Source organism: Mycobacterium sp. IDUB_37 (assembly GCF_055419245.1).
In genome coordinates this window covers 474,143-487,420 of sequence record NZ_JBVAXG010000003.1, presented here as the reverse complement: position 1 = coordinate 487,420, position 13,278 = coordinate 474,143, and the positions used below count along the sequence as shown (strand labels likewise).

General features: G+C 64.8%; 9 protein-coding genes. 2 read left to right on the top strand and 7 right to left on the bottom strand.

Features of this window, described 5'->3' with window-relative positions; all coding sequences use genetic code 11:
* Positions 1–9 precede the first annotated feature (9 nt).
* Both car and ACZY1I_RS12925 read right to left on the bottom strand, forming a co-directional pair.
* Positions 10–3,561 carry a carboxylic acid reductase gene (gene car, locus ACZY1I_RS12930; protein WP_463754790.1) on the bottom strand — a complete coding sequence of 1,184 codons (3,552 nt, stop codon included), beginning with the start codon at positions 3,559–3,561 and terminating at the stop codon, positions 10–12.
* Between the two features lie 88 nt (positions 3,562–3,649).
* Positions 3,650–4,405 carry a L,D-transpeptidase gene (locus ACZY1I_RS12925; protein WP_463754789.1) on the bottom strand — a complete coding sequence of 252 codons (756 nt, stop codon included), beginning with the start codon at positions 4,403–4,405 and terminating at the stop codon, positions 3,650–3,652.
* Positions 4,406–4,521: 116 nt separating this feature from the next.
* Here ACZY1I_RS12925 and ACZY1I_RS12920 point away from each other — a divergent pair, with 116 nt between their 5' ends.
* The gene (locus tag ACZY1I_RS12920) at positions 4,522–5,463 is read left to right on the top strand and encodes a LysR family transcriptional regulator (protein ID WP_463754788.1); all 942 of its coding nucleotides are present in this window, start codon (positions 4,522–4,524) and stop codon (positions 5,461–5,463) included.
* Here ACZY1I_RS12920 and ACZY1I_RS12915 read toward each other — a convergent pair.
* Together ACZY1I_RS12915 and oxc are read right to left on the bottom strand one after the other, a co-directional pair.
* The gene (locus ACZY1I_RS12915; RefSeq protein WP_463754787.1) at positions 5,433–6,416 is read right to left on the bottom strand and encodes a squalene cyclase; all 984 of its coding nucleotides are present in this window, start codon (positions 6,414–6,416) and stop codon (positions 5,433–5,435) included. The genes ACZY1I_RS12920 and ACZY1I_RS12915 overlap by 31 nt on opposite strands.
* A complete protein-coding gene (gene oxc, locus ACZY1I_RS12910; protein ID WP_463754786.1) occupies positions 6,416–8,152 on the bottom strand; it encodes an oxalyl-CoA decarboxylase in 1,737 nt (578 codons plus the stop codon). The genes ACZY1I_RS12915 and oxc overlap by 1 nt, the downstream gene beginning before the upstream one ends.
* A gap of 173 nt (positions 8,153–8,325) precedes the next feature.
* Between oxc and ACZY1I_RS12905 the strand changes: the two genes are divergently transcribed.
* Positions 8,326–9,891: a FadD7 family fatty acid--CoA ligase gene (locus tag ACZY1I_RS12905; protein WP_463754785.1), complete on the top strand. Its 1,566-nt coding sequence runs from the start codon at positions 8,326–8,328 to the stop codon at positions 9,889–9,891.
* Positions 9,892–9,906: 15 nt separating this feature from the next.
* Here ACZY1I_RS12905 and ACZY1I_RS12900 read toward each other — a convergent pair whose 3' ends face one another.
* The 3 genes from ACZY1I_RS12900 to ACZY1I_RS12890 form a co-directional block, all read right to left on the bottom strand.
* Positions 9,907–10,374: a DUF2231 domain-containing protein gene (locus ACZY1I_RS12900; RefSeq protein ID WP_463754784.1), complete on the bottom strand. Its 468-nt coding sequence runs from the start codon at positions 10,372–10,374 to the stop codon at positions 9,907–9,909.
* An 11-nt stretch (positions 10,375–10,385) separates the two neighbouring features.
* Positions 10,386–12,545, bottom strand: a complete 2,160-nt coding sequence (locus tag ACZY1I_RS12895; RefSeq protein WP_463754783.1) for an elongation factor G-like protein EF-G2 — start codon at positions 12,543–12,545, stop codon at positions 10,386–10,388.
* Positions 12,546–12,671: 126 nt separating this feature from the next.
* Positions 12,672–13,076, bottom strand: coding sequence for a TIGR03668 family PPOX class F420-dependent oxidoreductase (locus ACZY1I_RS12890; RefSeq protein WP_463754782.1), 405 nt, complete (start codon positions 13,074–13,076; stop codon positions 12,672–12,674).
* Positions 13,077–13,278 lie beyond the last annotated feature (202 nt).

Here is a 13,278-nt window from a genome sequence, read left to right as displayed (position 1 = left end):
CAGGCTCCTTCAGACCAGACCGAGCAGCTGCAAGTCGGCCACGTACTTGTCGATGAGAGCCGCCGAAAGGTGTGGAATATCCGCGTCTGCACCGATTTTGGCGTCGTGAACCGCGGCGCGGAACACACCGGTCGGCGCCGGCGCCCCATTGAGCGGTTGCTGCTGGACGCGGTAGGAATCCAGCAGCGGCAATACCGAATGCTGACGCTGCTTGTCCGGCAACGCCCGCAGTGCCGTCTCGAAGCGACTGAACCACTCGTCGTAGTCGTCGATGCGCCGAATGTCGTGGCCATCGTCGATCAGCCAGTCCACGAACACATCCTGCGAGATGCCGTCGTCGTGCGGATTCATCACGTCAAACGAATGAAAGCGGTTGGCAGCGGGGGTTTCCGGATGAGCGGTCGCGGTCTGCAAACCCAATGTGGTGACCGCTTCAGCGACGAAGTCGGCGGGCAGACCGTCGTAGTGCGCGCGCGGTCGGTTACCGGCCGAGTCGGTCTGATAGAAACTGGCCGGCGCGATCCCGGTGACCAACAGGCTGAATATCAGCCGGGTGAAGGCGTCCGGCACGTTCAACTGTCCCGCAAAGCGGCTGTGCGCCAGGATCATGTCGGATCGGAACACCGCAACCGGCAGGCCGCACAAGTCATGTGCTTCGCGCAGCAGCACCTCGCCCGCCCATTTGCTGTTCGCATACCCGTTGGCATAACTGCCGTCAACGGCGCGGACGGGGCTGACGGTCCGGATGTCACCGTCCTCGGCAAAGTCGTCGACGGTCATGGCGACCGCCACGGTCGACAGGTAGGTGATCGGTTTGACACGATCGGTGATCGCCAACCGGATCAACTCGGCGGTACCCACCACATTCGGGCCGAACAACTGGTCGTAGGGCAGGACGTGGTTGACCAGAGCAGCCGGATGCACGACGAGATCCACAGTCTGGGCAAGGCGCTCCCAAGTAGCCTGATCCAGGCCAAGATTCGGCTCGCCGATGTCGCCGGGAATGACTTCGAGGTAGTCGGCGGCCAGTTCTCGGAACCGGTCGAGCAATTGGGCATCGCCACTGCGGAAGGCGTCCTCCAGGCGATTCGCGGCCGCGCCGACATCCGTGCCGCGCACAATGGTGATCAGCTTTGTCGGTCCGTCCGAGGTGCGTTCGGCCAGTCTTTCCAACCATTCCAGGGTGAGGAAGCGGCCGAGATAGCCGTTGGCTCCGGTCAACAGCACCGTACGCGGCGTGCCGGTGACGACGGGAAGAGAATGAGCCGCAGTCAGGGTGGCCGCGTCGATGAACCGGCCCAGCGTCAGTTCACTGGCGCGGATCTTCGTGGCACCGCGACCGTGCACGGTGGCGAACGACGGTCGTTTGGAACCGGTTTCACGTTCTGTCGCAATATAATCGGCGATCTGCTGCAGGTTGCTGGTCGGTCCGATGATCAGCGCAACGGGAACCTCGATGTCGAAGATGTCTCGAAGCAGGGTGGAGAACGTCAACGCGGAAAGGGAGTCACCGCCCAGATCCATGAAGTGTTCGTCCGGTCCCGGCGTGCCGACCAGGCCCAGCAATGCCTCGGCGGCCCGGGTAGCGGTGTCGATGATGGGCCGTTCTGCTGCTCCTTGTCGAAGCGACCGCAACTCCGCGACTCGGGTATCCGCCAACTCGACGTACAACTGCTCGAGTCGTTCGCCGTAGTGCTCCTTGAGTTTTGGCCGCAGCAACTTGCCGACGCCCGAAAGCAGTCCGTTGTCGGCCGTGAACGGCTCGTGTTCGATCAGAAATTCCGCGGGCGCTTCGTAGGATTGCAGTTCGGCGACTTTGGCTGTCTGACGCAGGGATTCGCCGAGTGCGGCCTTGAGGCCGATCTCGTCGTCTTTGTATTTCGTCAGCGCCTCGGATGTCGGGACCACGACGGCCAGCAGATACGGGCGTTCGCTGTTGCCGTAGACGAAGATCTGGCGGACCAGCGGGGCACTGGAGAAGGTTGCCTCCAGCCTTGCGACGGCGACGAACTCACCCTGCGCCAGCTTCAGTACATTGTTGCGCCGGTCGACGTAGACGAGCCGATCGGGTTCGATCTCGGCCATCACGTCGCCGGTTCGGTAGTAACCGTCGGGGTCGAACGCATTGGCGCTGACGTCGGGGCGCTTGTAGTAGCCGGAGAACGCCGTTGCTGATTTCACGAGTAGCTCACCGCGCGGATGGGGCTTGTCGGTGAGGAAGTAACCCAGTTCGGGGACGTCGATGAGCTTGTAGTCGATCACCGGCGGCTTGTTCACCAACCCGTCTTTGGTCACCATCCCGACCTCGGTCAGGCCGTAGCCGTCCAGCACGTGCACGTCCAGGCATGATTCGACGAAGCTCTTCATCTCCGCGGCGAGCGGCGCGGTGCTGCTGAAACTGGTGATGATGCGCCCGCCGAGCACCTGCTCGCGCAGTTCGGTTCGCGCGTCTGCTTCGGCGGCATCAACCTCAGCGCCCTGGAAGACGCGCCGGTCGACCGAGCTTTGGTAGCGCTGGTAGAGCATCTCGGCAACCCGCGGAACCATGCCCATCTCGGTGGGGCGCACCAGATTCCAGTCCTCGAACAGGGTGGACAGATCGCTCTCGGGCACAAAGTAACTGGTGCCACCGGCCTGAAATGCCGTGGATAACGGTATCCGGCCGCCCAAGTGGTTCAACGGCATGAAGTTCACGTTGAGCACCGGAACGTCCTCATGTTCCGGCATCACCGAATTGGTCCATATCTTGGTGATCATCCGCTCGGAATACATTGCGCCCTTGGGCAATCCGGTGCTGCCCGAGGTGTACATGATCATCGCCAAGCGTTGGTCGGTGTCGCCGGTGTACATCGGCTCGGGCGCAAGGGTTCGGCCGTGCGCGATCACGTCGGTGAGTATCTCGACGGTGACCGCTGACCCGGCGGCAGCGAACGTCGCGCGTGCGGCTTCCAAACTCTCCCGCTGGTCATCGATTTCGGATCGGTAGTCGAACACGACAAGGCGACGCAGCGACGTGCTCTGCGATGCGACCTGAACGGCCAGATCGAGGTAATCGGCGCTGGCCGCCAGTATCTGCGGTTCGACCTCGGCCAGAATGGGTTGCAACCGCGACGCGGTGGTGTTGTGCTGCAGCGGCACTGCCACGAGCCCCAGGTACCCACAGACCAGGTCGACTGTCAGGTACTCGACGCTGGCAAAACCCACGGTGGCAACAAAATCGCCGGGTTCGGCCGGATTGACCGGATCGCGTCGCCATGCGGCGGCGATCGCCTTTACATCAGCCCACAGGTCGCGGTAGCTGATGGTGTCGAACCGCGGCTGTAGTTCCGCGACGGTGCGCCCGGTGGCCGGATCTGTCTTCAGCTCCCGTGCCCGCCAGCCCATCGCGGGCCGGTCGGCGTAGCCCTCCGCTAGGGTCTCGATGACCTGCGGCAACCGGAGCTCGGGATTTCGTGCCGCCTGGCGGACGGCGTCATCCGGCCTGGCCCGCCGGAACTGCTCATCCTCAGCGAACAGCTGCTGAATGTGTTGGGCGAGGCGTTCCGCTTGCGAGCCGTCCATATCAAAAGCCAACCCGCGTCCGGCGAACCATCTTCCAGCTCACAAGTGTGACCGTCACCACAATCTGGTGCGGCCGGTCAACAAAACGTCAGGCCACGACGTCGATCGGGTCGCCGATGGTGACCATGTTGAAGTACCAGGCCGCGTTGTCCGGGCTCAGGTTGATGCAGCCATGACTGACGTTGGAATAGCCCTGTTGGTTCACCGACCATGGCGCCGAGTGCACGTACACCCCGCTGCCGGTGACGCGCACCGCGTAGGAGGCGGTGATCAGGTAGCCGTCCGAGGAATTGAGCGGGATACCGATTGTCCGCGAGTCCATCACGACGGTGCGTTCCTTCGACATGGCGGTGAAGTTGCCGATCGGCGTGGGTCGGCTCGGCTTGCCCATCGATGCCGGCATGGTCTTGAGCACCTCACCGTTGCGGCTGACCGTGAAGGTGTGCGCGGAAATGCTCGCAACTCCGAGCAGTGCGTCGCCGGTCTCGAAGCCCTCCGTCATTTCCTGGACTCCGACCGAGACGTGAGTGTGGCCAGGCCAGTAACGGTCCGGGGTCCACTGCACCACGTTGCCGTCGAGCCACTGGAAGTGGCCGGTCATGTTGTTCGGTGAGCCGATATGGATGGTCCGCTCGGCGGCGCGGTGATCGGTCACCGGCGCGGTGTACGTCACGGTGACCGGGGCTCCGACGCCCACCACGTCGCCGTTGGACGGGAATATCGACGCGACTCCCGGGATCGGGTGCGGCACCGGAACGGCGCCGGTAGCGGGACTGCCCGACCCGGCCGCTGCCATCGCCGAGATCGCGAACGAAACCACTAGATAACGAACCGCTCGACGCATGGCTTTCACCCTTCAAGATGGTGCATAGAAACCAACATGACCCCAACGGAATAATCCTAGTGGTTATCCGCGCAATGCGGGCCTTAGCAAACAATTCCGGCGCCAGGAGGTGCGGGGTGCTCTTCCGGCAGTTGGAATACTTCGTCGCGGTCGCTCAGGAGCGCCACTTCGCCCGCGCCGCCGAGAAGTGTTATGTGTCGCAGCCCGCGCTTTCGGCGTCCATCGCCAAGCTCGAACGCGAACTCAACGTGACCCTGATTAACCGCGGGCATAGTTTCGAGGGGCTGACCCCCGAGGGTGAGCGGTTGGTGGTGTGGGCCAAGCGAATTCTCGCCGAGCACGACGCCTTCACGGCTGAAGTACGCGCGGTGCAGTCGGGTGTCACCGGCACGCTCCGACTGGGCACGGTGCCCACCGCCTCGACGACGGCGTCGTTGGTGCTGTCCGCGTTCTGCTCGGCGCACCCGTTGGCAAAGGTGCAACTCAGCTCCCGATTGGCCACGACCGAGTTGTACCGGCGGTTGCACGAGTTCGAACTCGATGCCGTCATCGCCCACCCGGCCGCTGCCGACGGCAAGGACAGCCAGGATGTAGAACTGGTGCCGCTCTACGAGGAGCGCTACGTACTGCTGTCGCGATCGGACATGCTGCCGCCGAATGCGTCCACGCTGCGGTGGCCGGATGCCGCGCAACTGCCGCTGGCGTTGCTCACCCCGGAGATGCGGGATCGCCAAGCCATCGATGCGGCCTTCGGCGGCCATGACATCACCGTCAGCCCGCAGGTTGAAACAGACTCCGTCGCTTCATTGTTCGCGCAGGTGGCCAACGGAAGCTGGGCGACGATCGTGCCGCACACCTGGCTTTGGATGACGCCCACCCGGGGTGAGATCCGCGCGGTCGAAATGGTGGATCCGCCGTTGCGCGTCCCGATTGTTTTGGCTACCAACGCTTCTGGGCCGGGATCACCCGTCGCTCGAGCACTCGTCGCGGCCGCGCGGGAGCTTGCACTCGACGAGTTCTTCGACGCTCAACTGCGAGGTCTCACGCACGGGCTTTGAGCGTCCCACCAGGTGAGGAGTCGTGTCCCGTACAGGGTGAGCCACTTGGACGATTCTCCAGCGTCGACGTCGACTTCGAACCACACTCGTCCCGGTTGCCGACCAGTCTGCAGCCAGGTGCCGTCGGGCTGCCGGGCAGCCCGAACGATGTCGATTGCCGGCGCCATCCGTGGATCGGGGAGAACGCCATCATTCAGCGCGGCCAGGCGGAAGTACTCGCAAGCGTTGAGTGCGCTGTAGGACCAGCGAATCGGGTAGGCGAAGTCGTTCACCCATTGCGCCACGGCCTCATTCGTCGACAGCCGACGAGTGAGCCGGCGCTCGAGCAGGTACTCCTCGCCGCGGCGGCGCGCCGCGCGAATGTCCGCTGTGCTCTCGACGGTTGCCTCATAGGCGAGCAGTCCCTTGAGGGAATTCAATGTCGAGTGGAACGACGACCTACGCGACCCGTTGACCCATTCGCAGTTCCATCCGCCGTCGGGCAACTGATGCTCGAGGAACCAGTCGATGATGCCGGTGACATCGGCGCCCAGCCATACCCCGTTGGCTACCGTCCAGGCATTGATGCAGCAATCCACCTCCCCCGACCAGTAGGGCGAGCCGTCGTACTCCCAGCGGCTGTGCTCACCGAGGAGTTCAGCCGTCCGGCGCTCCTGCAAGATAGCCGGGTCAAGACCCCACTCTCGCAATGTGTTCAACGTCCAAGTGGTCGCCGTCCACGGTTGGCCGCGTTCGGACGCCGCAGCATCAGCGAAGTCCGCAGGGAAGAACGCGCCGCCGGCCCACTGCCCGTCGGCATCTTGTAAAGCAAGCAGGTGTGCGCCGAAGCCCGTGTCTGCGATCCGCGCTCGCGTCTTCTCCCACACCTGCGGTGACGCGCCCAATAGATCGCGCTCGACCTGCCAGCGCAGCGCCGGATCGGATGCCAGTAGCCAGTCCTGCGACGGTGTCACTAAGACTTGGCCGCGCTGGTGGGGTTGAGGCTGGCCAAGTGCCCGCTCTCCACCCCGGCGCCGGGGTCAAGCTGGCAGTCGATCAGGGCAGGTGCACCCGATGCCAGTGCCTCGGTCAGCGCCGCCTCGAGCTCAACAGGTGTGGTGACGTGATAACCCTTGCCGCCGAATGCTTCTGCCAGCAACTCGTGGCGCGCGCCGGCGGCGAGCACGGTCGGTGCGGGATCGGTACCGTCGGTCGCACCGCCCTTGGTCGCCTCGTCGCCGCGGTAGACCCCCCCGTTGTTCAGGATGACAACGGTGACCGGCAACCGGTAGCGGCAGATCGTCTCGATCTCCATGCCGCTGAAGCCGAATGCGCTGTCACCCTCGATGGCCACCACCGGCCGCCCGGTCTCGACGGCAGCGGCAATGGCGTAGCCCATCCCGATACCCATCACGCCCCATGTCCCGGTGTCGAGTCGGTGCCGAGGCAACTCCATGTCGATGACATTGCGGGTCAGGTCCAGTGCGTTCGCTCCCTCGTTGACGATGTAGACGTCCGGGTTGCGTTGCAACACAGACCGAATGGCGCCGAGTGCGTTGTAGAACTTCATCGGGTGGGGATTCTCGGCCAGCCGGGCGCTCATCTTGGCGTCGTTGCGGGCTCTGCGCGCTGCGAGTTCGTCAGTCCACTCCGGGTGTGCGGCGACGGGATGGGTGTCCAAGCCCTCCAAGAGCGCCGAGACCACCGAACCGATGTCGCCGGTCAGCGGCGCCGCGATCGGCTGGTTGCTGTCGAACTCGGATGTGGCGATGTCGATCTGGATGAACTCGGCGTCGGGCGCCCACTGTGGCGATTCACCATGTCCCAGTAGCCAATTCAGTCTGGCCCCGATCAGCAGCACCGCATCGGCGCGACCGATCGCCAGTGAGCGGGCCGCTGCGACCGACTGTGGATGCGAGTCGGGCAACAGCCCCTTGGCCATCGACATCGGCAGGTAGGGGATACCGGTTCGCTCGACGAACTCCCGAATCACGTTGTCCGCCTGAGCGTATGCCGCCCCTTTGCCGAGTACGATCAACGGCCGCTGCGCCCGGCTGAGGATGTCCAGTGCCCGTTCGATCGCCTCGAGCGCCGGTAGTTGGCGGGGCGCAGGGTCCACAATCCGCCAGATTGACGCGGCAGCGGCCGATACCTCCATGGCCTGGCCCAGCACCTCGCCGGGTATGTCGAGGTAGACGCCGCCTGGGCGCCCGGAGATCGCGGTCCGAATGGCCCGGGCGATACCTCGCCCGATGTCCTCAACGCGGGCGATTCGATATGCCGCCTTGACGAACGGGCGGGCAGTGCTCAGTTGATCGATGTCCTGGTATTCACCGCGTTGCAGGTCCACCGCCGCGCGATTGCTCGACCCGGAGATTTGAATCATCGGGAAGCAATTCGTGGTGGCGTTCGCCAACGCCGGCAGGCCGTTGAGGAAACCGGGCCCTGAAGTCGTCAGACACACGCCCGGTCGCTGGGTCAGAAACCCCGCTGCGGCAGCGGCGTTGCCGGCCGAGCCCTCGTGACGGAAGCCGATGTAGCGGATACCGGAGGCCTGCGCAGCTCGCGCCAGGTCGGTGATCGGAATCCCGATAAGTCCATAGACGGTGTTGATGTCGTTGGCCTTCAGCGCGTCCACTACCAGGTGGAATCCGTCGGTCAGCCGAACCGGCGCCGGCGCCTGCGGGGGAGTTACCGATTGAGTGGTCATGGCCATCACTGTTGTCGGCTTCGTCGACTATGTCCAAGACCCTGTCGCTATCCGATGATTCACGACGTCTATCGATAGCTATCGGCTATCAACCGTTAGCGCATCGGTATTGGACAGCATGTGTTCATCACCGGCAGGGTTCGCAGTAGGCAACATCGGAGAAGGAGCGCGACATGACATCGGAACAGATCACCAGGCAACGCATCGCCGATCTGATCGAGGCGGCCGCGACCCGGGTGCCGGACGCACCCGCCATCGTCGTCACCGCCGACCGCACCCCGATCACCTACCGCGAGTTGCTGCGACTCGTTGACGACCTGGCCGCACAGTTGACTCACGCCGGCCTGCTGCCCGGAGACCGGGTGGCGCTGCGCACCGGCAGCAACGCCGAGTTCGTCGTCGGATTGTTGGCCGCTTCGCGTGCGGACCTGATCGCCGTCCCATTGGACCCGGCACTGCCGGTCGGCGACCAGCGCGCACGCAGCGAGGCGGTGGGAGCCCGGGTGGTGCTCATCGACGGTGCGGGCCCCGATGACAGTGCCGAGCCGTCCGTGCGGTGGTGGCAATTCGCGGTGAAAGTCCGTGAAGGCGGCGGCGCCCCCGAATTCGAGGTGCGCCTCGACGCCGCCACGGAGGCCAACCCGGTCAGTTCGTCGCCCGTCGGACTGCAGGACGACGACGCCATGATCATGTTCACCGGCGGAACCACCGGGCTGCCCAAGATGGTCCCGTGGACCAACGACAACATCGCTACTTCGGTGCGTGCCGTCATCGCCGGATATCAGCTTGGTCCCGACGACTCGACAGTCGCGGTGATGCCGCTCTATCACGGTCACGGCTTGATCGCGGCGTTGCTTTCCACGTTAACCTCGGGCGGCACGGTGCTGTTGCCTGCGCGCGGGAAGTTCTCGGCGCACACATTCTGGGACGACATCAACGCGGTGGGGGCGACCTGGTACACCGCGGTGCCGACGATCCACCAGATCCTGCTGGAGCGGGTTTCCAGTGCGCCCGCCGAAAACACAAGAGCCGCCTTGCGTTTCATCCGGAGTTGCAGCGCACCGCTGACCCCGGAGGTGGCCCAGGCATTGCAGGCTGAGTTCTCGGCGCCGGTGCTGTGCGCGTTCGGCATGACCGAGTGCACCCACCAGGTGGCCAGCACCGGTATCGACCAGGAGGTGAACCCCGCTGTTGCCACGGGTCTGGTCGGGCGCTCAACCGGACCCGAGATCCGTATCGCCGGTCCCGACGGGCAGCCCGTCGCCCAAGGCGGGGTCGGCGAGGTGTGGTTGCGGGGCCGGACCGTCGTGCGGGGCTACCTCGGTGACCCGACGATCACCGCCGCCAACTTCACCGACGGATGGCTGCGCACCGGGGATCTGGGGTCGCTGTCGGAAGCCGGCGACCTGAGCATCCGCGGCCGGATCAAGGAACTGATCAACCGGGGCGGGGAGAAGATCTCCCCGGAACGTGTCGAAGGAATTCTGGCGACCCATCCAAACGTGTTGGAGGTGGCGGTGTTCGGGGTTCCACATCCGATGTACGGCGAAGCGGTCGCGGCGGTCATCGTTGCGCGGGATTCCGCGCCCAGCGCCGAGGAGCTCACCGAATTCTGCCGGGGCCGGTTGGCGCCCTACGAGATTCCGGCCAGCTTCCAGGTGGCCGGCGAGTTGCCGCACACCGCAAAGGGATCCCTGGACCGCCGCGCGGTGTCGCAGCGGTTCGGCCAGCCGGCATGACGGATACGGTGACGGCTATGGGGACGTGCTGACGCTTCCCCACGCGGCCCGAGCACCCGAATCGCCGACCCGATAGGTCTGGACAAGCGTCGCGGCGGCGGCAGCGACCACCAACACCGCGACGATCGCGTGCGCGACATTGTGCACCGACAAATCCCGCGCGCGGCGAAGGTGCACGACGGCCAGCGCAGTGACCGTGACGACCAGCGCGGCGACGAAGTAGATCAGGGTCTCGCCCAGTTCGGCGTGCGTTCCGATCGCCGGTGAATCGCCGACCTTCCCGGCCAGCCAACCACCCGAGGATGTGGTCAACGGCGACACGATCAGGGTGATCACGGCCAGCGCCAGGGTAAGCCAGATGAATCGCCGCCGTGCCGCTGCCGATACCGCACACACGATCGCGAGGATGGCTGCCAGCGGACCCAGCACGACGACCAGGTGGTTGAGCAGGATGTGGGCCGGAAGGCCGTTAACCGTCGACATGTGTCGGCAAGCTACACGGTCGTCTTCACCCGGGCCGCGGCCGATTCGGGCATCGCTTCATACCGGGCGAACGAGCGGGTGAACGATGCGGCGCCGTGTGCCAGCGAGCGGAGGTCGATCGCGTAGCGGGTCAGTTCGGTCTGTGGCACTTCGGCTTTGACGACGGTGCGTTCGTGACCCGCGGTGTCGGTGCCGAGCACCCGGCCGCGACGGCTGGACAGATCGCCCATCACGGCGCCCACGAAGTCGTCGGGCACCAGCACCGAGATCTCGTCGATCGGCTCGAGCAGGATCACTTTCGTGGCTGCGGCGGCCTCCCGTAGCGCCACCGAACCGGCCATCTGGAACGCGAAGTCCGAGGAGTCAACGCTGTGCGCCTTACCGTCGAGCAACGTGACGCGCAGGTCGACGACCGGGTAGCCGGCGTGCACCCCCTTCTCCATCTGAGCTCGGACACCCTTCTCCACGCTGGGGATGAAATTTCGTGGTACAGCGCCGCCGACCACCTTGTCCACGAATTCGAATCCAGCGCCTTCCGGCAGCGGCTCCACCTCGATGTCGCACACCGCGAATTGGCCGTGCCCGCCGGACTGCTTGACGTGCCGGCCGTGGCCTTTTGCCTTGCCGCGCAGAGTTTCTCGCAGCGGGATGCGCAGCTCGACGGTGTCGACGGTGACGCCGTAGCGGTTGGCCAGCGCATCCAGCACGACACCGACGTGTGCCTCGCCCATGCACCAGAGCACGACCTGATGCGTCTCCGGGTTCTGTTCGATCCGCAGCGTCGGGTCCTCGGCGGACAACCGGCCGAGCCCGACCGACAGCTTGTCCTCGTCGGTCTTGGCGTGCGCCGCAATGGCAACCGGTAGCAGCGGTTCCGGCATTGTCCACGGCTTCAGCACCAAGGGCTCGGCCTTGTCGGACAGGGTGTCACCGGTCTCGGCGCGGCTCAGCTTGCCGATCGCGCAGATGTCTCCGGCCACCACGGTGGGGGCGGGCCGCTGCTGCTTACCGAGCGGAAACGACAGGACTCCGATGCGCTCGTCCTCGTCGTGGTCGGGATGGCTGGTGCCGTGTCCGTTGCTACCGCCGAAAAAGGATGAGAAATGTCCCGAGACATGGACCGTCGCGTCCGGCTTGATCGTCCCGGAGAACACTCGGACCAGGCTGACCCGTCCGACGTACGGGTCCGACGTCGTCTTGACCACCTCGGCGAGCAGCGGGGCGTCGACGTCGCAGGCCAATTCGTCGTGGGTGGCGCCCTGCGGGGTGAAGACCTCCGGAAGGGGGTGTTCCATCGGCGACGGGAAGCCTCGGGTGGCGACCTCGAGCAGTTCCTGCGTGCCGACGCCGGTGCTGCTGCACACCGGGATCACCGGGAAGAACGAACCTCGGGCGACGGCCTTCTCCAGGTCCGCAACGAGAACCGATTCGTCGATCGCCTCGCCGCCGAGGTAACGCTCCATCAACGATTCGTCCTCAGACTCTTCGATGATTCCCTCGATCAGGATGCCGCGTGATTCTTCGATCTGGTCGGCCTCGGACGCGTCGGGAGATGATTCGGTCCGCTTGCCGTCGGAATAGGTGTACTGAGTTTGCGACAGGAGTCCGATCAGGCCAGTGCAGTTTGTTTGCGCGGTTGGCAGGTAAAGCGGTAAAACCTTGTCGCCGAACGCATCCTGGGCAGCTTCCAGCGCTTCGGCATAGTTCGCGCGCGCGTGGTCGAGCTTGGTGATGACCACAGCGCGGGGCATGTCGACCTGGTCGCATTCCTGCCACAGGGACTTGGTCGGTTCGTCTACGCCCTCGTTGGCGGCAATCACGAACAGCGCGCAATCCGCGGCGCGCAACCCGGCGCGGAGCTCGCCGACGAAGTCGGCATACCCGGGAGTGTCGATCAGGTTGATCTTGACGGCGTCATGCAGCAGCGACGCCACGGCGACACCCACCGAGCGTTGCTGGCGGATCTCGGCGTCGTCGAAGTCGCACACGGTGCTGCCGTCGGTGACCGAGCCGGGGCGATTCAATACCCCAGCGGCTACCAGCAGCGCTTCGATGAGGGTGGTCTTACCGCCCCCGGACGGCCCAACCAGGACTACGTTGCGAATTCCGTCCGGACCACTCGCCGTTGGAGCCGCTCCCGCGCCCTGGGAAGTACCCACTCTGTCGGACATGACATTCCTCCAGTTCTCCCGGAGCTGTCCGTCTCTCCCGTATGCGACGTGATCCAGCTCACACGATGCACTAGCAACTTTTCCCTCAACGGCGTCCCAATTCAAGGGTCGGGCTGCAGGCGGGCGTCAGCCGTGCCAGCTCGACCAGCGGCGCACCGTGATCGCGATCACCGGGCCGTTTAGCGAAATAGATTGATACTGAGGGTATTTGGCTCGTAACAGTCGGTAGCCGGTGCGCAGTGTGTCGCCATCGCGGTGGATCTCGGCGGTGCCGTCGACACGAACCCACCACAACTGCGTCCAATCGTCGGCGTAGTAATCGACGAGCAGACTCACCGCGGAGTTGGCCTCGATGTTGGCTAGCCGGCGCAGTCGCTGGGTGGACTTGGGCTTGGCGTCCACCGCGGTATAGATCACGTCTTGCTCGACCGCGAACACCACTGGCACCAGGTGGGGGATGCCCTCGGCGTCGGCGGTAGCCAGTCGCGCGACCGGCGACTGGGCAAATCTGACCCTGGGCTCGAACTCCACAGCACTTCAGCCTACGAGCCCACGGGTTTCGCCGGGCGCCTCCGGTGATGTCAGTCACCATCTGACGCATTCGATTTGGCCCGATCGGGGCAGGTCTGATTAGGCTGCGTTAGCCCGAGTGCGTTTTGGCCCAGAAATCGATCGAATATTTGGCCTATTTGGGGCCTGACCACCGTATTAAATGGGTATCTGGATTACGGTG